20 protein-coding genes are annotated in these 22,951 nt (G+C 46.0%); 6 read left to right on the plus strand and 14 right to left on the minus strand.

Features of this window, described 5'->3' with window-relative positions:
* Nucleotides 1–84: 84 nt before the first annotated feature.
* Together NIAKO_RS06785 and NIAKO_RS06790 are read right to left on the minus strand one after the other, a co-directional pair.
* Nucleotides 85–501, minus strand: a complete 417-nt coding sequence (locus NIAKO_RS06785) for a hypothetical protein (RefSeq protein ID WP_014217666.1) — start codon at nucleotides 499–501, stop codon at nucleotides 85–87.
* A gap of 427 nt (nucleotides 502–928) precedes the next feature.
* Nucleotides 929–1,207, minus strand: a complete 279-nt coding sequence (locus NIAKO_RS06790; protein WP_014217667.1) for a hypothetical protein — start codon at nucleotides 1,205–1,207, stop codon at nucleotides 929–931.
* A 106-nt stretch (nucleotides 1,208–1,313) separates the two neighbouring features.
* On the opposite strand from NIAKO_RS06790, the gene NIAKO_RS06795 reads away from it, so the two are divergent.
* Nucleotides 1,314–2,111, plus strand: coding sequence for a hypothetical protein (locus tag NIAKO_RS06795; RefSeq protein ID WP_133055390.1), 798 nt, complete (start codon nucleotides 1,314–1,316; stop codon nucleotides 2,109–2,111).
* Here the strand turns inward: NIAKO_RS06795 and NIAKO_RS06800 are convergent, their stop codons facing one another.
* The 8 genes from NIAKO_RS06800 to NIAKO_RS06830 form a co-directional block, all read right to left on the minus strand.
* The gene (locus NIAKO_RS06800) at nucleotides 2,112–3,029 is read right to left on the minus strand and encodes a VOC family protein (protein ID WP_014217669.1); all 918 of its coding nucleotides are present in this window, start codon (nucleotides 3,027–3,029) and stop codon (nucleotides 2,112–2,114) included.
* Between the two features lie 94 nt (nucleotides 3,030–3,123).
* Complete coding sequence (locus NIAKO_RS06805; RefSeq protein WP_014217670.1) at nucleotides 3,124–5,439, minus strand: glycosyl hydrolase family 95 catalytic domain-containing protein; 2,316 nt, start codon at nucleotides 5,437–5,439, stop codon at nucleotides 3,124–3,126.
* Nucleotides 5,440–5,672: 233 nt separating this feature from the next.
* Nucleotides 5,673–5,897 (minus strand): hypothetical protein, encoded by a 225-nt coding sequence (locus tag NIAKO_RS38425; RefSeq protein WP_014217671.1) that lies wholly within the window; start codon nucleotides 5,895–5,897, stop codon nucleotides 5,673–5,675.
* A gap of 213 nt (nucleotides 5,898–6,110) precedes the next feature.
* Complete coding sequence (locus NIAKO_RS06810) at nucleotides 6,111–7,376, minus strand: TlpA family protein disulfide reductase (protein WP_014217672.1); 1,266 nt, start codon at nucleotides 7,374–7,376, stop codon at nucleotides 6,111–6,113.
* 16 nt (nucleotides 7,377–7,392) lie between these two features.
* Nucleotides 7,393–8,793: a RagB/SusD family nutrient uptake outer membrane protein gene (locus NIAKO_RS06815; RefSeq protein ID WP_014217673.1), complete on the minus strand. Its 1,401-nt coding sequence runs from the start codon at nucleotides 8,791–8,793 to the stop codon at nucleotides 7,393–7,395.
* Between the two features lie 34 nt (nucleotides 8,794–8,827).
* Nucleotides 8,828–12,106 carry a SusC/RagA family TonB-linked outer membrane protein gene (locus tag NIAKO_RS06820; protein ID WP_165761340.1) on the minus strand — a complete coding sequence of 1,093 codons (3,279 nt, stop codon included), beginning with the start codon at nucleotides 12,104–12,106 and terminating at the stop codon, nucleotides 8,828–8,830.
* A 253-nt stretch (nucleotides 12,107–12,359) separates the two neighbouring features.
* Nucleotides 12,360–13,667: a FecR family protein gene (locus NIAKO_RS06825; RefSeq protein WP_014217675.1), complete on the minus strand. Its 1,308-nt coding sequence runs from the start codon at nucleotides 13,665–13,667 to the stop codon at nucleotides 12,360–12,362.
* 85 nt (nucleotides 13,668–13,752) lie between these two features.
* Entirely contained in the window at nucleotides 13,753–14,346 is a 594-nt protein-coding gene (locus NIAKO_RS06830; protein WP_014217676.1) for an RNA polymerase sigma-70 factor, read from the minus strand.
* Nucleotides 14,347–14,508: 162 nt separating this feature from the next.
* Here NIAKO_RS06830 and NIAKO_RS06835 point away from each other — a divergent pair, with 162 nt between their 5' ends.
* Nucleotides 14,509–15,033 (plus strand): hypothetical protein, encoded by a 525-nt coding sequence (locus NIAKO_RS06835; protein ID WP_014217677.1) that lies wholly within the window; start codon nucleotides 14,509–14,511, stop codon nucleotides 15,031–15,033.
* Here the strand turns inward: NIAKO_RS06835 and NIAKO_RS06840 are convergent.
* Together NIAKO_RS06840 and NIAKO_RS06845 are read right to left on the minus strand one after the other, a co-directional pair.
* On the minus strand, nucleotides 15,030–15,650 hold the full coding sequence (locus NIAKO_RS06840) for a GyrI-like domain-containing protein (RefSeq protein WP_014217678.1): 621 nt from the start codon (nucleotides 15,648–15,650) through the stop codon (nucleotides 15,030–15,032). The two genes, NIAKO_RS06835 and NIAKO_RS06840, sit on opposite strands and share 4 nt — an antisense overlap.
* A 65-nt stretch (nucleotides 15,651–15,715) precedes the next feature.
* Nucleotides 15,716–16,399: a hypothetical protein gene (locus NIAKO_RS06845; protein WP_014217679.1), complete on the minus strand. Its 684-nt coding sequence runs from the start codon at nucleotides 16,397–16,399 to the stop codon at nucleotides 15,716–15,718.
* A 110-nt stretch (nucleotides 16,400–16,509) separates the two neighbouring features.
* Here NIAKO_RS06845 and dinB point away from each other — a divergent pair, with 110 nt between their 5' ends.
* The gene (gene dinB / locus NIAKO_RS06850; RefSeq protein ID WP_014217680.1) at nucleotides 16,510–17,586 is read left to right on the plus strand and encodes a DNA polymerase IV; all 1,077 of its coding nucleotides are present in this window, start codon (nucleotides 16,510–16,512) and stop codon (nucleotides 17,584–17,586) included.
* 31 nt (nucleotides 17,587–17,617) lie between these two features.
* Nucleotides 17,618–18,145 (plus strand): GNAT family N-acetyltransferase, encoded by a 528-nt coding sequence (locus NIAKO_RS06855; RefSeq protein WP_133055389.1) that lies wholly within the window; start codon nucleotides 17,618–17,620, stop codon nucleotides 18,143–18,145.
* Here NIAKO_RS06855 and NIAKO_RS06860 read toward each other — a convergent pair.
* Nucleotides 18,140–18,859: a type 1 glutamine amidotransferase domain-containing protein gene (locus NIAKO_RS06860; RefSeq protein ID WP_014217682.1), complete on the minus strand. Its 720-nt coding sequence runs from the start codon at nucleotides 18,857–18,859 to the stop codon at nucleotides 18,140–18,142. The two genes, NIAKO_RS06855 and NIAKO_RS06860, sit on opposite strands and share 6 nt — an antisense overlap.
* Nucleotides 18,860–19,127: 268 nt before the next feature.
* Nucleotides 19,128–20,090: a TolB family protein gene (locus NIAKO_RS06865; protein WP_014217684.1), complete on the minus strand. Its 963-nt coding sequence runs from the start codon at nucleotides 20,088–20,090 to the stop codon at nucleotides 19,128–19,130.
* Nucleotides 20,091–20,259: 169 nt separating this feature from the next.
* Here NIAKO_RS06865 and NIAKO_RS06870 point away from each other — a divergent pair, with 169 nt between their 5' ends.
* Together NIAKO_RS06870 and NIAKO_RS06875 are read left to right on the plus strand one after the other, a co-directional pair.
* Nucleotides 20,260–22,248, plus strand: coding sequence for a tetratricopeptide repeat-containing sensor histidine kinase (locus tag NIAKO_RS06870; protein WP_014217685.1), 1,989 nt, complete (start codon nucleotides 20,260–20,262; stop codon nucleotides 22,246–22,248).
* Nucleotides 22,229–22,870, plus strand: a complete 642-nt coding sequence (locus NIAKO_RS06875) for a response regulator (RefSeq protein ID WP_014217686.1) — start codon at nucleotides 22,229–22,231, stop codon at nucleotides 22,868–22,870. Before NIAKO_RS06870 ends, NIAKO_RS06875 begins: the two co-directional genes overlap by 20 nt.
* Nucleotides 22,871–22,951 lie beyond the last annotated feature (81 nt).

Here is a 22,951-nt window from a genome sequence, read left to right on the forward strand (position 1 = left end):
CGCGGTGCCTGCTAAATTACGGGATATTATTGCTGCACAACCTTTTATCAGGCGGTATGACACCTCTTGTTTTACGCTGCGTTGCTATTTCTCGTGAGTCGCTCCAGCCTCATAGTCGTGATAATGACTTTTAATTACTTCGTATGCTGTATAATTAAAAATTCTTCCTTTTTCAATACCTGCTCTATTTCTACAGGTTTTTGAATACCCGTAATTATTCTTATAAAACCTACCAGTGAATTTAATGATATCATAGCTTTTACCTAAAGTATCGGGTAATAATTGATTCGGATTGGAAGATTCTATTACAATGAGATGTTCAAATAATCTGTCACTTACGTTGTTGAATTTTACAACATCTGATAATTTCACCCAATTACTACATTCTCCGGATCCTCCAAAGTTTTGAAGCTGAATAGTCTGAATCTCTTCCTCTAATTCATTTGAATTAGAAGAGCAGGAATACAGGAAGAAGATGCAAATAGTTATTAGTAATTTCATAAGGGTTATAAAAGTAGCGTATAACGATTGTATTGCCGTTATTTATGGGCTCTACTTTGGGGGGAATGGGACCGTACAATTGCCGCGCAGGGGTGTACTGCTTGCAGCTTACAGCTTGTGGCTTGCAGCTGTGTTTAGGGGGTATAAAAGAAAAAAGTCCTCTGTAGAAACAGACGACCTCTAACGATTGCTTGCCATATGAAAAAAAGGTAAAATCTAAGTTGTGGGGAGCTACTCTCTATTCTTTCTCTTCTTTTACCGTTTCGCTCCGTTGATGATGTAAAAGTAAAGCACACCGGCTCCGGATAAAAATCAACAAAAGCCCTGTTTTATGATGCCAAACGGCCGCTGAAAATTGTGAGCCCCCGTCCAGACTGCGTTTCATGAGATTTTGTATATAATCGCCAGGGTGAAAAGTGGTGATTTTTTATTTTTTAAAACTGTTCCAGACTTTTGTAAAAATTGTAAAACCTACAATCCCCATACATGCAGCAAATAATATGTCGAATAATAGCTTCCAGTAAAAAGTCTCAGTCGGGATTGGTGGGGGAACGACAACCTCGCCATATGCAAAACGGCGAAAATAGGTTAGCGGAAAACCCATCGTGTCTTCACCATCGACTGCACCTTCAAATTTTGCAGTGCTGTAGTTCAAAATAATAAAGATCAAAAAGGTAAGTACAAGAATAATTAATAATTTCCTCATATGATGGATGTCATATTCATTTGGTTAGGGAGGTTATAGATTGTACCATAAAGATTGCTTAAAATTGGTTAATTTACAAGTACCCTTACCTGACTGAACTATGAAAATGAACTACTTAATCAAATACCTCCTTTTACTTATACCTGCCTTTTTTTATTCAAAGGCCTTTACCCAGTCAAAGGACCTGGTGGAGAAGGAAAATGAACTGATTGCGCTGAATTCAAAAATTGATTACAAGCTTAGGCTGGCACTAAGCAAAGGGTATGACAGCACCAGTTATAACAGTGTGGATCATAATGTAGCAGTGTTTGAGCAGGCGTTCACCCATCTTATTACAAGTGATCCTAATACAATTGACTATCCATTCAACAAACTACGGGACAGCAGTATTTGCGTTGTAACTACGGCTGCAGATGGTAAAATGCGGGTATATAACCTGAATTCCTGGCAATTACTGACTCAGATCTATCAATGGAAGGAAAAAGGGAAAGTGTATACGAAAGTTACTAGGAATCAAAAAGACAGCATATTGCTTTGCCGTGAGATCTATGCCATTCCGGTTAATGGAAAGCGATATTATTTACCCGTTACTTCCACTATCATTTGGCCATCGCACGCCATGCAGTCCGTGGCTGCATGGCGTATCAATGGGAATAGCCTGGAACCGGTCACACTGTTTAAGAACAAATCGAAAAAGCAGGACCATATAGAGGTTCCATTCAGCTTTTATAATTTTGCACCGAAAATAAAGGACTCCTTACTCGCCTTCATTTCATACGACAACCTGCAGAAGAAGGTCTATATCCCTTGTGTGAACGAAAAAGGGTTGTTTACACAACGTTATTTTATTTATGAAGTGAAAGACGGTTGCCTGGAGCTTACCCAAACAGGCCCTCATCCTTAGTTATTTCCCTGCATACGCTTCCTGTATTTGGGCTACGTTGATCTTCTTCATGGGCATAAAGGTCTTTGTTACCCGGGTTACCTGTTCCTGCGTGCCTTTGCTCATCATTTCCTGCATATCGGCGGAGGTGATCTGCCACGATACGCCATACTTGTCTTTACACCAGCCACACTGCTCGGCCTGTGGTACGGCGGAGATCTTTTCCCAGAAATAATCTATTTCAGCCTGGTCTTTACAGCTTACCAAAAACGAGATGGCCTCGTTGAAATTGAAATTATGGTTGTGGGCGCTGTCCATGGCGGCAAACCAGCTGCCTTCCAGCATAAAATCTGCAAACAGCACAGAGCCTTCCTTGTCTGGTTCCATTCCTTTTGGTCGCAGACGCAGGTTGCCCAGCTTGCTGTTTTTAAATACAGATAAATAGTAATTGATCGCTTCTTCTGCTTTGCCACAATTCTCTTTTACAAATAACATGGAAGGGATGATGGCCGGCCTTGGTTCGCCCTCCGGATTGGTAAGCATCAGTTGCCAGGATACGCCGTATTTATCCTTTACCCAGCCAAAGCGTTTGCTGAAAGGGTATTCGTTAAGCGGCATGAGCGCTGTACCGCCGTCGATCAGTTTATTCCATATTTCATCTAATTTCTCCCTGGCTGCCTGTTCGGAGGAACCAAATAACAATGGATCGAAATTTACGATGAATGAAATCGAAGGATTGATGGTGAAATAAGGCCCGGCGCTGATGGCCATAAATTTATAGTTCCATAATTCAAACCCAAGAATATCACAATCGCCGGAAGGTGTATTTTTCAGCACACTGGAATGTGTGATTTTTGATTCCGGAAAAACAGAAGTATAAAAATGTGCGGCTTCTTTGGCTTCTTTATTGAACCATAAATGCGGAATGATCTTTTGCATGGCATTCGTTTTAGTGTTACAAATCTCGGAAACAAAACCATGCGGCCTGCGGTGTGGATGCGACATTCATGGGGTTAAAAACGACTCTTACCGGTCATTTCGGCCGCAATGTTATTAATTCATTTTTTGTTGTGTTAAATGAAAGCGGGTTGCCGGAAAGCAGGGCGGGTTTTTTGCCTTTAACTATCAATTGTACCGTTTTACCCGGCCATGGGTTTTCTATAACACAGGTGCGGCCTTTTTCGCTCAGGATGGTCACCGATTCAATGCGCCCTTTTTGCAGGCTGCTGCTGACCACAAACGCGCCATAGGCGCGCAGTTTCTTAAAGCGGGCGTCCTTTTTATGGTTCCAGTTGGGAAAAATGCGGATTACTCCTTCATAACTTTGCAGCAACATTTCATTGATGGTCATAGGTACAGCCGAGAGTGTTTCTATACCGCCGCCGCCCTGGGTGATCCAGCCGTTTGGCAGCGATTGCAGCGCAATCCGGTCTTTCAATTGTTGCAAAATAGTATCGGGGTTATAGCCAACACGAACTGCACCGGGAAAACAGGTTTCAAAACCATTGTTCAGTGTATTGCCCCATTCGCCCGGATGTTGCATGTGATCTTTCCAATGCGCCACATCATTCAGCAGGATGGCATTGAATGCCGGGTCTGTAACCGGTCCGCAAACACCGCCGGGAAGTATAAGCCCGTGAATTGATACTCTCGACAAGCCTGTTGGCTGGCCAAGCCGCTCATTGGGACTACGCTCCACACTTTGCAGGCTTGTGCGGTCGCCATTTTTACCAACCGGGAAAGCGCTTAGATGACTAACAATATGCTGCCATTTTTCCTGCCTGGCGCCATCCTTTTTTAAAAACGAGCTTACTTCTATGATGCCTTTGAATAACATTTTTACCAAACCCAGGGACAGGGTAGAGTTGAAATCGCCCAACTGCTGACGCCACTGGCCTTTATTACGCAGGTTAGGCATTACTTCGCCATAATGGTCCATATAAATAACGTAACGGCCATTCTCCCACTTCAGGTAATCTGACCAAAAATCAGCACAGGCTAACAGGTAAGGATAAATACGGGCAGCATAACCGGCATCGTACGTGCTGTAAAAACGCATCAACATATTGGCCGCTCCAAATACGGCGTTTATTTTTTGCCCCAGAAATTTATAACCGCTGTCAATCATATTTTCGGTAGTGCCGTACCGCAACAACATTTCATCGGGCGTAAGCGGCCAGCGGGTGGTGCACAAACCCTTGGGGCCAATACCCACCGGGTAATAGATGCCTTTTACCTGCAGCAGTTCCCGGGCATGCTGGTAGCCTTTATTCATATAATCCAGTAATGGTTGATCGTAATTATCGGTGAGATCGATATAATTTGAAGAATAGGCTGCCCAATAGGGCGCCTGGTAATTATAGTTAAGGTGGTAATCGCCACCCCAGGCGGTGGAATCTTTTGTTATAAACGGACCCCATATGCCAGGTGCGAATTTATTGCCCCGTGACGTGCAGGCGAATAGATACTGCGAAGCATAGTAATACTTTTCTATAACCGGATCATCTACCTGTACTTCCGATCTTTCCCAAAACGCCCGCCACCATTGTTCGTGGGCGTTATACATGTTTTGAACACCATCGGGCGTTAATGACGCTGCCTGCTGAATGGCGCCTTCCAGCCAGTCCTTCCGGTCATTGTTGGTATAAACAGTAACCGTGATGATTGTTTTCCTGCCGGGGACTACGGTTATTGTTTTTTCGTTTGAACCGTTGTTACCCTGGATATGCATAGCCAATGCAACATGACAGGGCCATTCCAGTAAGGGCGTGTTCTCAAAAGAACGGGTGACCCAAACTACACTCCCTGTTTTCCCATTACTGTTTATCGAGGTATTGCCTTCGGCTGCCCATAACCTGGGGTGCAGGGTGAGGGATTTATTAGTGCTGATTTCAATAACAACTGTATTGTTTGTAGCGGCTACCCAGCTATTGACCGTTACCTGCAGCGCCTCTTTTTTAAAGACGGCATGAATAAGGGCTTTATCCAATAACTGTTCTGCATTATAATCCGCTCCCTTCAATGCAGGTATAGAAAGGTCCAGGCCGCCTGGTAAAGCAATTCCGCCGCCGGGATACACGGGGTAGGCCCGCCAGAAATCGTTCTTCCCAAAATATAATTGCAGGTTGCCGGGATCGCCACCAAAGGTTAATCCAAGATCTCCGTTTCCTGCAAGTGGTGCATCGGGTGTTTTGGCAGTTGGTACGTTTGCAGGCGGTTTGGTAAACACCGTTTTATAACGGCTGGCATATACTGGCTGGGCCGCCGTGTTTTGGGTGATAGATAACAGGATGATACAAAATACCGGGTAGATGCCTTTCAACGTAAATTTTATTCTAAAATAAGTCATCGGTGCTTTGCCATCCTATTATCTATCGGCAAAAAAGTAAGCCGGGTTAACCTTATTACTGTGGCGCCGCCCCAGATAAAGTTACCTGACGGGTCAAGCTTTAACAGCCAGGAGTCAAAGCCACCGCCTACAGTTGTCGCCACCGGTGCCGCCCAGTTGTATTACCCAAACATAATTACCGGCGGTATTCAGCTTGCTGATAAATGCATCAGAATAGCCGGAAGCGGTAAGGTTCACCGTGTTTGCCCGGGATCAAAATCGGCGGTGCCCGAAAAGTAACCGGCGGCGTATACATTGCCGGCAGCATCAGCCGTACTGCTGAGGTTCCAGATAGTACCATTGCCAAAAACAGCACGTCCCCAGGCAAATGCAGCATCCTGTGCCGGGCTCAGTAAACAGCATGACAATGCACAGATCACCGACAGGCATCTGTGTAAACAAATAGACAATAAGTTCATAAATGGTGGGTGAGGTGAGGAATTGATCAACGTACCTCTGTTGATTAAAAACTTATACCTTACAGGTAGCAAAAAAACGGAAGCCCGTAAAGGGCTTCCGCCTGGACGGAATAGACAAAACTGCCGTTTGGTTGGCCGTTTGCGTTTAACAATCGAGGAACTGGTTATTGCGGTTACGGACCGGGATGGTTGTTACAAGGGTTGTTTCATAGGTCAATGCTGTGCATCGAGCAGCTCATGCAATTTGTTGCCCAGGTCGTTTCCACCTGTATTACCAATGAAGGTGGCTACAATGTTGCCATCGCTGTCGAGCAATATTTTGGTGGGGAAAGCGGTAACGCCAAATTCAGTAACGGCATCAAACTGCTTTCCGTTCCGGTTATTCAACACCTGGCGCCAGGCAAGCCCGTCTTCTTTCACTGCGGTTTCCCAATTCTTAACCTGCTGGGCAGTATCTTTTGCCATTTCATTGGCAATGCCAATGATCTCAAAACCTTTGTCTTTGTATTCGGTATACAACTCTTTCAAATGCGGATGGCTGGCGCGGCATGGATGGCACCAGCTGCCCCAGAAATCGAGCAGTACATATTTTGCGTGGATAGCTTTCAGATCGATCTTGTCGCCATTAATATCCTGTTTGTATTGCTGAAATTTAACCAGCCTGTTGAGGTTGCTCTTTTTTAATGAGTCCAGCACCTTGCTGGCGTAGTTCTTTTTTACCCCGCCTGAATAGGAGTTCACTATTTTAGATAACTCATCCTGGTTGTACAAACCGCCGGCCTGCATGGCGCTCAATACCTGGATGGCTCCTTTGGTATCACCGGTAAGGGACAGCGCTTTGGCGTATTGTACGGCTAAATTGGTTTTCAGGTCATATTTATCTTTAGGGGTGCGCATTACATTTTCCCTGTCTGTTGCAAAGGAATGTTTGCTCCATTCGTAAAAAGGGGTAAGATATTTTACTACCTGTGCAGGGTGGTTTTTATTTATCAATACGGGGGTATATACCTCCATTACGACGTTATAATAAAGCCCTGGTTTTCCGGTTGCCATAAAAGCATTGTATAAACTGTCCGCCCAGGGTTGTACCTGCGAAATGCCATAGGCCGTATCGCCTTTTTCGATCATGATACTGGCTACTTCCAGTTTAATTCCTGGTTTTACCGAAAAGCGGTTCTCGGGTCCGGTCTCCTCTATCAGCGCCATCCATTTTTTTGCTTCTGCCAGATTATTGGCCTGCGCAAATTCTTTGGCTATCAGTGACCGGGCATTGTTGTAAAAAATATTTACCCTGCCGGTATCGGGCCATTGGTTCAACGAAGCATTGTAGATATTAATTCTGCGCGCAGGGTCTTTAACCATGTAAAAGCTGTCGAGAAGTTTTGTTAAGGGCGCCTGTTGTGCCTGCAGTTGGTTTCCCATTGTCAACAACAATACAACTGCCGGTAACAACCTGCAACGCCTGAGTAAATGGATCATGGTAATTGGTTTGAGATTATTGGTATCCGTGATTTTGTTCTAAATTCTTATTGTATTGAATGTCGAGTGATGGTATAGGAAATAATTGGGCATCGGTTTGCCAGTTGGGTTTATACTGCAGGGTGGAGTTGGCTTTGTCGGTCCGTTTCAGGTCCAGCCAGCGATCACCATTCTCAGAAAACAATTCCACCCAGCGTTCATGCGCAATGGCAGCCAGTAAATTGTCCTGCGAAATACCCGGGTTGGTAGTGGCTATCAACGGAAGGCCTGCGCGCGATCTTACTTTATCGAGGTCGGTTATGGCGTCGGTTAATTGTTTCCCCTGTGCCCGGGCTTCAGCTCTGATCAAATACATTTCCCCCAGTCGCAATACCATATGCGATTCCAGCGGCGTGCCGGTACCGGTGATCACCCGGTATTTGTAAGGACTGTAATAAGTAGTGGCTACGCCACCGGTTGTAATGGTGGCGGTTCTTACCCAGCTGGTTTTGCGTTTGTCGCCGGTTTCGAACGTTTTATACAGCGTGTCGGTGATAGTATAGGGAGGCACGGTAGTAGCTGCAGTAGGAGTAAAGAAAGGGCCATCCCCGGCATAGGCATTGTTGCCGGGTTGCTCTATCCTGAGGATGGCTTCTTTACTGGTGATGAGGAAGGTTTTGGTGAGGTCTGTTTCCAGGGCATAATCGGTGGTATTGTTCAACACCAGCGTGGCCTGTTGAGCTGCATTGTCCCACTCCTGAAGGTACAGGTATACTTTGGCCAGCAGGGCCGTAGCGGCATAGCTGTTAGCTCTTATGCGGTAGGCGCCCTGGTAAGCTGGTCCCAGGTTGGCCTGTGCATATAAAAGATCGCTTTTGATCAGCTCGTATACATCTGCCCTGGCAGTGCGGAACAAGTGGTTGTTATAATCGTAGTTAGAACTGGTGGTTAGGGGAACATCGCCCCAGGTATTTACCAGGTAAAAATAATTCAACGCCCTTAAAAACCTGGCTTCTGCTGTATACAGGCGCTTACCTGCATCCGTCATACCGGTTGATGCGTTGATATTCTCTATGGCCGCATTGGCAGAATAAATGGCGTAATAAAAATAATTCCATAAGGTCTTATTGTTGTCATTGGCGGAAGTAATGGCATTGGTATAAAACTCCCAGTAAATGTTGGTGGACGCCTGTATTTTCAACCCATCTGCGCTTGCATCCATCAATGCCTGGAGGCCTCCGGCAAAACCAAGTCCTATGGCGCTCGTCATTTTGGAATAGATGCCCCGAATGGCAGTAGCTGCATTGGCATCGGTACTGAATGCTTCGCTGCTGGCGACCTGGTCAATGGGGTCGCCTACCTGTACAAATTTTTTACAACCAATCAGGCAAAACACGGGTAACAATGCGGCAATGATATATGTTAAGGCAAATTTCATTTGCTGTTTTTTTAGTTCAGTTAATAATGATCGCTTACAATCCCAATTGAATACCACCCATCACACTTTTCATTGGCGGCAATACCGTAAAGTTTTGCGTTTCCGGGTCGGCATCCCTGTATTTGGTGAAGGTGAGCAGGTTTTGCCCCTGAACAAACACCCGCAGGTTATTGAAACGCATTCTCTTCAATAATTCGGGACCAAGATCATACGAGATCGATACATTCTTCAGCCGGATATAAGAAACATCCGAATACGAGCGGTCACTGAAGAACGTTGCATAATAACCGTTAGGCAGTGTTAATGAACCCAGGGTAGTTCCAAACCTCGGGAAGTCGGCTACATCACCGGGATGCTGCCAGCTATGGTCAAACCCTGACTTAGGTATATTATAAGCCGTACCAACACCGCGCACCGTGGTATTGAAAAACCAGTTAGGGCCGGTTTGTTTGTTGAACTGGAAAAACACGGTGGCCGACAAACGCTTATAAGTAAAAGTGTTGGAGAGACCGCCGTACACGATCGGATCGGTTTTCTTATTATTGAACACAAAGTCATTGGCAGCGGTGGCTTTGTTATCGCCATTCAGATCATCTATTGATCCAATACCCGTTTGGGGATCAACGCCCGCGAAATGGTACCCAACAATCGTGTTCAATGATTTGCCGATCTGGTATTTGGATGCATAGCTCGACTTCCCGATATTGGGATATTTTTTCAACTGGTTTTTGGGTACGGTGATATTGAAACTGGTGGTCCATTTGAACGATTTGGTCTCCATATTGCGGCTGCTGAGCGAGATCTCAATGCCTTTATTTTCTACCTGTACGCCTTCCAAATTGGTAACCACATTGGTAAAACCGGCTACCCCCGACAACGGGTAACTTACCAGCGGTGCATTGGTTAAGTTGCGGTATAAAGCGGTGGTGAGCAATATCCGGTCGCGGAATAAACCCAGTTCCAACGCTACTTCCGATTTAGTGTTACGTTCCCAGTGCAGGTACGGGTTGAATAATTTGGTAGAAATGAGGGTGGTAGAGTCGAGGTAAGTTAAGCCGGCTGCCCAGGAATCGAAGTAGCGGTAATCGCCGATCTGATCGTTGCCGGTATTACCATAGCTGCCGCGGAGTTTACCATAGCTCAGCCAGGGTACATGTTTAAAAACGTGTTCGTTGGTGAACAACCAGGCGGCGCCAACGGCCCCGAAGTTACTGAAGCGGAAGTCGGGCCCAAAGCGGCTCGATCCATCTCTTCTGCCCGTGAAGTTTACAATGTATTTATCGCGCCAGTTATAGTTGATGCGGCCGAAAAAGGCGTCGTATGCATACTGGTTAGCGGTATTGGTGGCGCCTACATTGGAAACGGCCGTGCCCGAAAGCGAGGTCAGCAACTGGTCGCTGGTATAACCAACTGCAGTGATCAGGTTTCCCTCCATCGCCCGTTTATTAAGGGTACCACCAACCAGTACATCAAGCTTACCCTGGGAAATATTTGTTTTGTATTCAGCCTGGGGCTCCATAATCCAGGTGCGCAGGTTCCTGGTGGCATAGGCAGCCGTACCGTAGTACAGGAATGTAGCGGGATTAAGCGAAGTCATTGGCGACAGGCGCTGCTCATCGGATCGGGTAACGTTATAACCCAGACTGGTTCTCAACACCAGGCCCTTTACCAGTTTATAACTGATGAGCATATTGGTGTTAAGGTTGGTAACCCGGGCAATGTATTGTTGCCTCAGTTGTGCCAGTGGGTTATCCCGGGCAGCGGCAGTATAACCGCCTTCGTTCCAGGCCAGTTTGCCAAGTGAATCATATAACCGGATATTGGGAGGTAAGATCAGGCCGCTGGCCAGGTCAAGCCCGGGAAAGTTATTGTTGTTGAGGGTATAGCTGCCGGTAAAACTGAAATCGAGCCGCTGGTTGGCGGTCATGCTGTGCAGGTTGAAACTGGTGGCTGCTTTTTCGGCGCTCTTATCACCTGCCCAAACCATGCCTTCTTTATGATAATTACCTGAAATACGGTATTGGGTCAATTTATCGCCGCCGCTGGCGCCCAGTTGTACATCGTAAACGGTAGCAGTATTCCCGATCAGTAATTTGGCCAGGTCGGTATACCGGGTGGTGTCCCATATCAGCAGGTCATAGGCATTGTTATTGGCTTTTGTTATTCCATCGTTTGCGAATGCCTCGTTACGCATGGTAAGGTAATCCTGCGTGTTGAGCATTTTGGGCAGTTGGGTAACTTTATTAATGCCTATGTTCACGGTGGCGTCGATACGGGTTTTACCGCTGGCGCCGCGTTTAGTGGTAATGAGGATCACCCCATTGGCGCCCCGGCTGCCATAAATAGCGGTGGCGTCTGCATCTTTCAACACTTCGATGCTGGCAATATCATTGGGATTCAATCCTGCCAGTACGCTCAGGCCACTGCCGGTAGCGGAACCAAACACATTGGTTAATGAAGTGGTACCGTCGTTGTTGGCTGCCAATGGCACGCCATCCAGGATGAACAGGGGTTGATCGGATGAATAATCTTTATCAAAGTTGGCGCGGCCGCGGATCTGTACCGGTGTGCGGGCGCCGGCTACTCCGGTAGTTTGTGACACCGTCATGCCGGGTACGCGTCCTTCCAGCGCCTGCAATACATTGAATACCGGTTGGCGGGAAAGTTCTTCCGACGTTACGGTACCCACATTACCCGTATTCAACCGCTTGGTGGTGGTGCCATAGGCAATTACCACGCTCTGGTCCAGTTCCGCCACTTTTTTCTTTACCAGTATAAATAAAAAGGTGCGTTTGTCCAGTTTTATTTCCTGTGTTTCTATATTAAGCGCGCTGATGACCAGGGTGGCTTCAGGGTCTATTTCATTCAATTGAAAATCACCTCTGCTGTTTGAGCTAACGGAAAGTGATGAACCCTTTACCGTAATAGTGGCCAGTACAGGAGCGTTGTCTTCATCGAGGATGCGGCCTCTTACGTTGACGGGCATGGGAAGCGTAGGCGCAGCGGTTATTGGTATTTCCGGTGGAGCAGATTTTATCACTACTGTTTTGCCCACTACCTGAAAGGTGAGGGGTTTGTTCTTCAGCACTTCCCGGATCGCATCTTCCAGCGATACATTTTTCATGTGTACGGTTACATTGCCCTGGCGGGACAGTAATTCATACGAGTAGAAAAATTCGTAGCCGCTTTGTTTTTGCAGCTCTTTGAACACGTTGGTGAGCGGCGCATTCTTTTGCGCAAGCGTGATCTGCGAAAAGCCGTTCGCGCTTACCGATAGCGAGGTTATCAATACCAATACAGCAGTTAGTTTCATAGTAAGAAACATTTTGTACACACCGTGGGCACGGGAACGGCGTTTTGGTTGAAAAAAAGGGTTCCCCCATAGGATGCCCTTGCGAAGCACCTTTAAATCCATAACTTCGTTTAGTTTAGGTTAATTAATGTTTACTCCCGATGTAGTCGGGAAAAGCAGTCTTTGCCGATTGTATAAAAAGATTAGCCTGAATATTTAGCCGCCCCGACTCGTACTCGGGGCGGTTTTTTTTCATGGCCAACCGGGTCTCTTACTATCCCTGTGTTACTATTACTTTGTGGCCTGTTACCTTACAATGCACGCCCCCCGTGGCTTCCAGCACTTTAAATACTTCTGCTGCAGTGGCTTCCCTGGAAATGGAACCGCCAAAATGCTGGGTAAAATTGCCCTGTAATTCTATATCCAGATCGTACCAGCGGGCTATCTGCCGCATAATGGTGGCTACATCTACCTTATCGCCAAACACAAACCGGCCGTTCTTCCAGGCCATGGTAACTTCCAGGTCCGGCGAGGGGTTGATGGTGAGTGGTGAGTTCCCGACTTTGTAGGGATGCCGGGAATCGGCAGGATCATTGGTGAGTGGACTCGCTACACCAACAGCCTGTTCTCCTGGTTTCAGCACCACTGATTGTTCTTTCATCTCTGCCTTCTGCCCTTTGCCCTTTGCCTTTTCTTCATCGCCGATTGCCGATTCACGATTCACGACTTTCACGCTTCCCTCCAACAACGTAGTACGAATACTGCTCTCGTCGTCATACGCATTTATATTAAAGTGCGTTCCCAGCACGGTCACTTCTTCTTTATTGTTCACATTTACAATGAACGGTTTTTGCGTATTGTGCGCTACTTCAAAATAGGCTTCGCCGGTGATGGTCACTTTTCTATCATTACCAATAAAATTAACCGGGTAGCTAAGGGAGGAACCGGCGTTCAGCCACACTTTTGTGCCATCGGTCAGTTGCATATTAATGATGCGGCTGCCCCGGGGATTAAATAAAGTATTGTACAAGGGCTCGCTGGCGCCGACGTTCTGAAGGTAGTAACGGATCTGTCCGTCGGCTGTTTTTACCAGCTGAGTTGAGCCCTGATTCGACAACAGGCCATTGGCGGTGCTGTCGAGATAAATGCGTTTACCATCGGCCAGGGTGATCATGGCCCGGTTATTCTGTGGCGCCTTTATTTCCTGTGTTGTTGCCAGCGTGTTTGTAACCGGCTTATGTTGGTTTTTATTAAACAGGTACCAGCCGGCGGTGATAATAAGTAATGCTGCTGCGGCCCAGCCCCAGTATTTCCAGGAGCGCATGGAGCGAACGGGTGTTTCTATGTTGGTTGCTGCCGGCAGGTCTTGCATAGCTGCTTTTAACGAGGTTACTGCGCGTTCGGTGAGCAATGCGTTTTCAACAGGCAGCGTGCTTTCATCCATCGCTTTTTCATCGATGGCTGCTGCCAGCAGGGTACGGTTCTCTTCGATTTCCAGGAGCTGAAAGAATTGGTCCAGCTCGCTGCCCGTCAATTGACCGGTTTCAAAAAGCGCCAACAATTGCGGGAATGATTTATCCATAGCAAACTTTTAATGGTATTTGAATAAGGTATAACCAATAAAGACGCGCGGCGGAAAAGCCACGCACGAAAAAAAGACCTCTTTTTTAATAAAAAAATATGGTAGCGGCCAACACGGTGCCCGGCAGGTAGCCCTTTGCCCGGAGAGCCGTGCGTAAATGATTGAGGGTCAAAGAAAGCAGGTTCGAAATGGTGCGGGATGACAATTGTAATTGCAATGCTATTTCTTCGTGGTTCAAACCTTCTTCGCGGCTGAGGCGGTAAATGGTTTGTTGTTTTTCGGGTAATTGCTGTAAGGCTTCGCGGATGGCGCTGTGCAATTCCCGCGATTCTGTTAATTGTTCTGCAGTAGGCTGCCAGGCGTTTTCCCGGCTCAGATAGGATTTGATCTTTTGCTGCCGGTCTTTTTTGCGTAGTTCGGAAATAAGCCGGTTGCGCAGTGCGGTAAAAAGATAATGCTCAAAGCGGTCGACCTTTTCGAGGGTCAACCGGATCTGCCATAATTTTAAAAAGAAATCCTGCAGCACATCTTCGGCCAGGGCAGGATCGTTCATATAAGTAAGCGCGAGTGTATACGTTCGGTTGCGGTAATGGCGGTACAAAACTTCAAAGGCTTGTTCATCGCCCTGCATTATAAGCCGGATGATCTCGTTCTCATGATATGAAGGTAAAGCAGTCAATAGCAATTTCTCAATTATTCAGCAACAGTTTCAAATAGCTGAAGGTAAGGCTATATGGGATTAATTGCAAATCTGTATCTATGAGAATACATAATTTGTCTTAGTGACAGTTTTTTCCCAACCGGAGAAATTACTATTTTCACGCTAACAACCGTTTCTCTTATGTACCCAATGACCAGACCTATTTTCGTTTTAGCTTTATTGATAAGCCTGATCAGTTCCTGTGCCAACGCCCAGCAAAAAAAGTCCGAGGTGGCAGCTATTGAAGACATCCGCACGGCGTTTAAGGATATAAACAGCAATAATACCTATAAAGTAGAAAAATACACCTACGAAGCTGCTGGTTGTGCCGACGATGGACGGTTGGAATATTACCTCGACAAACAACAGATCGTAAAAATAAAAGAGTCGGGCAGTTCTAATGATGTCAGTTCAACTACGGAATATTATTACCGTGATGGCCGGGTATTCTTCATTTACCAATTAATTGCTGGCGGCGTAGCTAACGGGGAATTACAGAAAACCGAGTTCCGTATATATGTAAAAGACGGTAAGGCGATCCGCTTTATGCAGGGCCAGGAGATCATCCCTGTTTATAGTAAGACTACTAATATGATGGAAACCGCTGTCAAATTATTGAAAGCACGCACAACCAAAAATTTTAAAGAGGTACTGTGTGATAATTAAATAACAGGTTCCCTTAAAATAGTTTTTAATTTGCCGGGCTCGGTTTTTCTGAAGTCTGACAAATATATTTCGTGGTGCAGGCCGTTTCTTCCAAATTTATTGGCTGTTATAAACGCTCCTATTTTCTTTAGTGTTTCCAGTTCGGTTGAAAAAGGGCCTACGTGTAACATTTGAACAGATTTGCCTTCCGTCATTTCAAAGAATGTAACCTCCCTGGCCAATGGAATATTCTTTTTGGTAACTACTGTTTCAATTGCATTGGTTACATCCGGTTCGCTTACATACTCAGGCATCCTGATCAGGAGTTTGTATTGCCATTCACTACGGGGGACATCCACTGCTGTCTTCATCGTTTTGCCGGGGTATTTGTTCTCATCATACCACCAAAGCCCTTCCAGTTTTGATACCACGAAATCCATGCCTTTTGATTTACAGGCAAACTTTATTACATACGCCGTTGAATAAAGCGCTTCTATATTTTTGGCAAATTCGGGTGCCGAAGGATCGCCTTTACCTGTTATGGAAAGGAATCGGGCGCGCTCTACTTCAATTATTTCCGGTGTAGTTTTGGCAGTAAAGTACGGCTTGTACTTTTTTGTTAAGTCTAGTTTGTCCATTTGCTGGCATTTATTACTCCAAAGTAAAGTGGCGGGAGTGACAACCCTATGTCAGCAGCAAAAAACTATAGTACTTCCATCAACATCCTGGTTAATTCGGTAACCGGTATTTCAGGTGCATGAATGTTGTCAAAGGCAAAACTTATTTCCACGGTATCATTTGCGGCTGTTACTGCAAGGGTATCTTTATTTACAAAGCTGATCTTGCTGTAACGGTCTTTCCAACTGGTACGGGCATCTTCCTCTTTAAACAACTCAATAATCGCCGCTTTGATTTTTTGAGTAGTTTTTAATACCCTGCTTAGTTGCAGGCCGTCTGCAGGCAATTCCATAACAGGTACGCCAACCTGTACACTGTGGGTATCAAAAATAGTGGTTGAAAATGACTGGAACTCCCTTTGTACGGCCAGCTTTCCTGTTGGCTCATAGTGATCGCCGGTAATGGCTTTTCCCAATGAAAGAATATTGAGTACATCTGCCGGTTCTATCAATTCAACTGCGGTTATTGATTGCAGGCTCAGGTGTACATAATTGTTGGTTACATCGTTTCTGTCACCGGTAATTTGCACCACCAGGATGACTTCTTCGGTTTTTAATTTTCCGATAGTACGTATTAACCCTTTATAGGTAAACCTGGAATTAGTAGCTATTCTTATTATATAATCCGGACAATGGGCCGCGATGTAAAATAAAAGTTCCTGTTTATCTGTAACCGGAACTGTTTTTAAGGCATTGGTTGGTTGTGGCATGGTATAGTTGTAGATTTTTTTGAAAGCGTTCTATAAAACGGTTTACCGTTTCCTGATATTGTTACGGGCGATTGGGTATTCAGATAATGGCTCGTACCTTACAGCCTGGTATGGCGCAAAGAAAGATTATTCATATCGATATGGATGCCTTTTATGCTTCGGTTGAACAGCGGGATAACCCGGAGTTAAGGGGAAAGGCGATCGCTGTAGGCGGTTTGCCCGAAAACCGTGGGGTAGTGGCTACCGCCAGTTACGAAGCGCGTAAATTCGGCGTGCGTTCGGCCATGCCATCCAAACGGGCGGTTCAACTTTGCCCGGAACTGGTATTTGTTGCACCGCCCCGCTTTGCTGTTTATAAAGCCGTATCCAGGCAGGTAAGAGAAATTTTTCATCGCTATACCGATCTTATTGAACCTTTGTCGTTAGATGAAGCGTACCTGGATGTTACGGAAGACAAACAGCAGATCGGTTCAGCCATTGGAATAGCCAAACAAATAAAAGCAGCCATTCGCGATGAATTGCAACTGACCGCTTCGGCTGGCGTATCCATTAATAAATTTGTAGCGAAGATCGCTTCGGATATGAACAAACCCGATGGGCTTACCTTTATTCCGCCGGATAAAGTGGAAGCGTTTATGGAAAGTTTGCCTGTGAATAAATTCCATGGAGTGGGGAAGGTAACGGCAGAAAAAATGAATACGTTGAACCTGTTCACCGGCGCCGACCTTAAAAAGCTCACCGAAGTAGAACTGGTGCGTTTGTTTGGTAAACCAGGAAGTTTCTATTATAAAATTGTACGGGGTATTGACGACCGGCCTGTTGAACCCAACCGCGAAACAAAATCGATCAGTGCAGAAGATACATTTTTAAACGACCTCGACAACCCCGTTGAGATGAAAGAACAGTTGGACAGGTTGGCTGCTGTTGTTACCAACCGGTTGCAACAATACGAGCTGAAAGGCAAAACCATCACCCTCAAAATACGGTACAGCGATTTCAAACAACTTACCCGAAGTCAAACCCTCCCCGCTGCAGTCTGCGACCAGGAAACCATTGCCGCTACGGTACTACAGTTGTTATTAAAGACCGACATCCAGGAGGCAAAGATCCGGCTGCTGGGTGTGGGCGTATCAAATTTTATTGATGAAAGCGGGCCTGCAGCAACCGCACAGCTGAGATTGTTCTAACAGGTGTATGTGGCGTTAAATTGATGTATTTTTGCAGCACCTTATGTATAAAAAATATCATATACAAACAGTCACCGAAGAAGATATTCCCGCCATCACCAAACTGGTGAACAGCGCTTACCAGGGAGAACCAGGCAGCAAAAGCTGGACCTCGGAAGGTAATATTGTTGCGGGGCAAAGAACTACTGAGGACATTGTGCGGAGTTTAGTTCAACAACCTGATATCACCATGCTCCAGTGCATCGATGAACAACAAACCATTGTTGGTTGTGTGCTGCTGGAAAAGAAAGAAAATACCCTTTACCTGGGCATGTTGTCGGTAGAGCCGCAATTGCAGGCATCGGGTATTGGTAAATTATTGGTAGAAGAGGGAGAATCGTTCGCACGGGATCATGGTTATGATACGGTTACCATAACTGTTATTGATATCCGGCATGAGCTGATTGACTGGTACAAGAGAAAAGGGTACAGGCCTACTGGTAATAGGCAGCCTTTTTCAAATCATTCTTCCAAAGCACTGGCCAGTTTTTCGTTTATGGAAATGAAGAAGGAATTATAACGCCTCAGCCGGCATGGCTGCAGCCATTCTTTTAAACACTTCCATCACTGTTTCTGCAGCTAATACAGAGGAGGCCGGGTTTTGGCCGGTGATCAACCTGCCATCGCGGGTTACAAATGGAGCCCAGTCTTCTCCCTTTTGATAGTTGGCGCCTTTGCTGCGCAGTTTGTCTTCCAGCAGGAAGGGAACTATCTTATCTAATTGCGCGGTAGCTTCTTCACCATTGGTAAATGCGGTCACGCGTTTGCCTTTGATCAACAGTTCACCATTCACATCTTTGACATTTATCAATGCCACCGGGGAATGGCACATCAGGGTCATGATCTTACCGGCGCGGTTAAAACTTTCCAACAGGTGAATGGAATCTTCATTATCAGGAAGGTCCCACATGGGGCCATGTCCGCCGGGATAAAACACCGTGTCAAAATCTCTTTCGTTCACCTCACTTATCTTTTTGGTATTGCTGAGGCGTTTGATGGTTTCAGGATCGTTGAAATAACGAATGGTAGCCTCTGTTCTGTTTTCGGGTTCATTGCTCTTGGGATCTATGGGCGCCTGGCCGCCTTTGGGAGAAGCGATGGTGATCTCTTTGCCGTTGTCGAGGAAGTAGTAATACGGCGCTGCAAACTCTTCTATCCAGATACCGGTTTTTCTGTCTGTGTTACCCATCCGGTCGTGGCTCGTAACCACAAATAGTACTTTGTTAAATTCCATTTTCTATGTTTTTAAATGGTGAAAGATCTATTTGTTATTCCGTGGGGCGTGAGATTAAAATAATGAGCTGGATGTTAATTGCGTGGGATACAGATGCTAAAAAGACAACAAAAATAGGGAATTCCCGTTTCCCCTACAATAACAATTATTGCACAAACTTTCATCCCTATGCAAACTCATCAGGAACACTTTGATAAGTCCTGCGAACTCAGAGACAGTCATTGGAAAGCTTTATTGCACAGGGAAATCCTACCTGGTCAACTCTTTTCTATCGCCACAGCGTAATACCATCCGCCGCCTCTGCAGTTTTTTGTCCTTTGGCTGTTACGATAAGCACCCGCTTGTCGGTATTTTCTTCCACATTGTATTTATTAAAATCCGCGGGAATAATGGCCTGGTCCCAATAATGGCCCAACTGGTTGGTAGGGGTATAGTTATAACCGATCAGCAGGTATTTGGAGTCTGGCGAAAATGTAGGCCATACTTCAATACCATTGCTTTCGGTGATCTGGGTAAGGTTGCTGCCATCCATATTCATCAGCCATAAATGGTTGCCACCACGCAGGGCGAGCTTGCTGCCATCGGGGCTTGGACTGAAGTTTCCCCAGGTGTCGAAGTTGAACGTCTTCACCAGCGTGGCCGAGGTGAAGGCCGTATTGGTGCGGTATAAATTGTTACCCTGGCTGAACAGGAAAGAATTGTCGGGCATCCATACTACCAGGCCATCGAGCTTTTTTCCCTGGAACGAAACAAGATTGAAAAGAATCTTCCCCTGCAGGTCAAGGATCAACACGCCATCATCATAAGTAGGCGGCACCAGGATCATCTTTTTGTCGAAAGACAAGAGCGGATTGGTGAGATTGGCATAGCCGGACGCTTTTTTGAATTGCGATACAATGGTGTTGTCTTTCACATTAGTGATCGTATAGATCTCACCATCATAATCGTCCGGATCATCCCGTGATTCAAGCAGCCAGGTATTGTCGCGGCTAACATCCCAGCCATTGCGCCGGGTATTGTAAGGGAGAAAAGTGGCTTTCACACCTGTTTTCAAATCCAGTTTCTTCACGCCTTCTGTAGCCCAGTCGTAATAGAGAATGCCTGTTCCCGGTTGTGTGGCGCCGGTATTGGTTCCTGTTACCGGGTCTGTAGTGCCATCATCGCCGCCTCCGGCTTTAGAGCAGGCCGAGATCAATAACACCAGTGCTATCCAGTATAAATGCTTTTTCATGTTAAGAAATGATTAATGGTTAAACGAGAGAATTGCTTTCACAAAATTCCGCGGCCGCGCCTCGCCAGACAATACTCCCAAAGGTGTATTTTTCATAGTGGAAGTGGGTATATCTCAACCGTCATTTGTTTTATCCCTATTTTTAGAACGCCTTTTAAAAATTGCACTATTGGCCCATTCATCAATAAACACCATCCGGAAAATAAAGTATTGTTTGTTGTTACTTTGTGTATACGTACAGGCAACAGCGCAACACGTGGTTGACGACCGCAAATTCCCCGACAGTCTGCAACAGGTGCTAAAAACGTCAAAAGCGCTGAACAAAAGGCTGGATGCCCTTTTTCTACTCTCCGATTTTTACAGCACCAGAGATACTGCAAAAGCCCTTGACTTTGCCAGGCAGGGCATTGAGCTGAGCAAACGGGACGAGTACCTGAGTGGAGTGGCGCATTTCTATCTGGCCGGTGTATATTTTGAATGTAATGTGGATCGCAGTCAGCAGGAATATATGTATGCAGAAAAACTGTTACGGCCCTTTCTGCAAAAGGAAGCGCTGATTTACCGGTCGAGGGCCTGGAATAATTATGGCGCCCTCGAGCAGCGAAAAGACAAACCGCGGGAATTCCTCGATATCCTTATCAATAAAGTATTGCCATTGGCGCAACAGGCTGGTGATAGTACCCGCATGGCGTTGAGTTATCACAACATCGGACTGGTGCTGCTTAACCTCAATGAAAATGCACGGTCGCTTCAATATTTTTCACGGGCCATTGCCATTATGGAATCAGGTAAGCAGGTGTATGCCGATCTGGCCGATACGTATGTAATGTCGGCCCGCGCAACCATCTTGAGCGGACAGCCACAGCAGGCGTTGCCTTTTCTGCAAAAAGCAAAAAAGATCCTGGAGCCCAATCCCGATTCTTATTTCTGGCCGCTATATTATTCGGTGGAAGGCGCCTATTACAGGAATATGCATGGGTATACCCTGGCGCATGAAAGCCTTGAAAAAGGATTGGCTGTGGCCAACCGGATGAGTGATGTGTTTGAGAAGCGGGCGTTGTTGTACGAACAGTTCAATGTATACAAGGACGAGAAGAATTATCCGGCGGCAAGGAATATGTTGCAGCAGGGGTTGGAGATGGAGAACAGTTTCCCGCTTTCTAAAAATAAAAAGCAGCTCCTGTTCGATCTGGCCGAAACGGAAAAGCTATCGGGTAATACGGCTGCTGCTTATGGTTACCTGATGCAATATGCGGTTTTGTCGGATTCCATCTATGCAAACCAAACAAAAAACGAAGTCGATGCGCTGGAAGCGCGTTTCAGAACAGCGGAGCAAGAAAAACTGATCGGGAACCTGGAGCATGAGAAAAAAGAAAGAAAATTTTTCATCCTGTTATTACTGGCAGCGGTGGCGGTATTGAGCCTGATTGCAATTATTACCATTATGCGTTTGCAGTATCGTAAGAAAATAACTGCCAGGCGGGAAGCCGCGCATCAGGCTGAACTGGAAAGAAAGGAAAAGGAAAAACAATTGTCGAACTATACAGCGTTGATGGAAGGGCAGGAGCAGGAGCGTCAGCGAATGGCCCGCGACCTGCATGATGGACTGGGTTGCCAGTTGGCAGCCATTAAACTGGGCCTCACCCGCATTCCGGCTGCCAATGATCCACAGGAGTTGTCGTTACTGCAGGTAACTGACCAACTGGATGCCTCCATCCGGGAACTGCGTTGGATTTCGCGCAACATGATGCCGGAATCGTTGTTGACGCTTGGGTTACAGGACGCGTTGAAAGACCTGTGCAGTTCGGTAATGAGCCCGCAGTTGCGGTTGGTGTACAATGCATATAATATCGATCCCGCATTGCCGCTGAACACCCAAACTATGATTTACCGCATGGTGCAGGAGATCATTACCAACGCGGTTAAACATGCCCGGGCTTCTACCATCCTGTTGCAATGCAGCCAGGAAGAAGACAGTTTTTTTATCACGGTAGAAGACAATGGCAAAGGATTCGATGTCACCAACCATCAATCGGATGGGATCGGGTTGAAGAATATCCGTAACCGCGTGGATTATTTTCACGGGCATCTGCATATTGAATCATCGCCGGAAGGAACCATTATAAATATAGAGTTACATGTTGCCCAACCATCATAAGATCAGTGTTGCTATTGTAGACGATCACCCCATCGTGCTCCAGGGATTTAAATCGTTGCTGGAAAATAACCCGCTGTATGAAATTGCAGGCTGTTTTACAACAGGCGGTGAATGCATGACCTTTTTGCAGGCACATAAAGCAGACATCGTACTGCTGGATATTACTTTGCCCGATGGCAATGGTGTTCATTTCTGTGCCGCCATCAACGAAGCGCATCCTAATACCATCATAGTAGCTTTGAGTAATCTGAATGAGCGCAGTATTATTTTGCAAATGTTCAGGAACGGGGCCAAAGGTTACCTGCTTAAAAATATTTCAGCCAAAGAACTGCTGGATGCACTCAATTCCGTGCTGGAAGGAAAAACTGCTATGAGCCAGGAAGTAAAAGAGATCATGCAGCAACCGGACCTGAATACCTTACAGGCAGTACCCGAGCTTACTAAAAGAGAAAAGCAGATCCTGCAATTGCTGGCCGAAGGGCGTAAATCTGCCGCTATAGCGGAGGCGTTATTTATCAGTCCGCTTACGGTAAAAACGCATCGGGCCACATTATTGCATAAATTTCAGGTGAATAACATTGTTACATTGATAAACCGGGCAAAAGAGACAGGGTTGATATAAACAGTCTCTTCGCCTTAACATATTTCTAACACTCTCCGTTATGGAGATTTTCAAATAGTACATCTTATTGCCAGCAGGGTT

The organism is Niastella koreensis GR20-10, assembly GCF_000246855.1.
In the GTDB taxonomy this organism is placed as follows: Bacteria; Bacteroidota; Bacteroidia; order Chitinophagales; family Chitinophagaceae; genus Niastella; species Niastella koreensis.

What these genes read in the sequence shown, in the direction of transcription:
- NIAKO_RS06785 (WP_014217666.1), bottom strand. Translation starts at nt 501, where the DNA reads ATGAAATTACTAATAACTATTTGCATCTTCTTCCTGTATTCCTGCTCT.
- NIAKO_RS06790 (WP_014217667.1), bottom strand. Translation starts at nt 1,207, where the DNA reads ATGAGGAAATTATTAATTATTCTTGTACTTACCTTTTTGATCTTTATT.
- NIAKO_RS06795 (WP_133055390.1), top strand. Translation starts at nt 1,314, where the DNA reads ATGAACTACTTAATCAAATACCTCCTTTTACTTATACCTGCCTTTTTT.
- NIAKO_RS06800 (WP_014217669.1), bottom strand. Translation starts at nt 3,029, where the DNA reads ATGCAAAAGATCATTCCGCATTTATGGTTCAATAAAGAAGCCAAAGAA.
- NIAKO_RS06805 (WP_014217670.1), bottom strand. Translation starts at nt 5,439, where the DNA reads ATGACTTATTTTAGAATAAAATTTACGTTGAAAGGCATCTACCCGGTA.
- NIAKO_RS38425 (WP_014217671.1), bottom strand. Translation starts at nt 5,897, where the DNA reads ATGAACTTATTGTCTATTTGTTTACACAGATGCCTGTCGGTGATCTGT.
- NIAKO_RS06810 (WP_014217672.1), bottom strand. Translation starts at nt 7,376, where the DNA reads ATGATCCATTTACTCAGGCGTTGCAGGTTGTTACCGGCAGTTGTATTG.
- NIAKO_RS06815 (WP_014217673.1), bottom strand. Translation starts at nt 8,793, where the DNA reads ATGAAATTTGCCTTAACATATATCATTGCCGCATTGTTACCCGTGTTT.
- NIAKO_RS06820 (WP_165761340.1), bottom strand. Translation starts at nt 12,106, where the DNA reads ATGAAACTAACTGCTGTATTGGTATTGATAACCTCGCTATCGGTAAGC.
- NIAKO_RS06825 (WP_014217675.1), bottom strand. Translation starts at nt 13,667, where the DNA reads ATGGATAAATCATTCCCGCAATTGTTGGCGCTTTTTGAAACCGGTCAA.
- NIAKO_RS06835 (WP_014217677.1), top strand. Translation starts at nt 14,509, where the DNA reads ATGTACCCAATGACCAGACCTATTTTCGTTTTAGCTTTATTGATAAGC.
- NIAKO_RS06840 (WP_014217678.1), bottom strand. Translation starts at nt 15,650, where the DNA reads ATGGACAAACTAGACTTAACAAAAAAGTACAAGCCGTACTTTACTGCC.
- NIAKO_RS06845 (WP_014217679.1), bottom strand. Translation starts at nt 16,399, where the DNA reads ATGCCACAACCAACCAATGCCTTAAAAACAGTTCCGGTTACAGATAAA.
- dinB (WP_014217680.1), top strand. Translation starts at nt 16,510, where the DNA reads ATGGCGCAAAGAAAGATTATTCATATCGATATGGATGCCTTTTATGCT.
- NIAKO_RS06860 (WP_014217682.1), bottom strand. Translation starts at nt 18,859, where the DNA reads ATGGAATTTAACAAAGTACTATTTGTGGTTACGAGCCACGACCGGATG.
- NIAKO_RS06865 (WP_014217684.1), bottom strand. Translation starts at nt 20,090, where the DNA reads ATGAAAAAGCATTTATACTGGATAGCACTGGTGTTATTGATCTCGGCC.
- NIAKO_RS06875 (WP_014217686.1), top strand. Translation starts at nt 22,229, where the DNA reads ATGTTGCCCAACCATCATAAGATCAGTGTTGCTATTGTAGACGATCAC.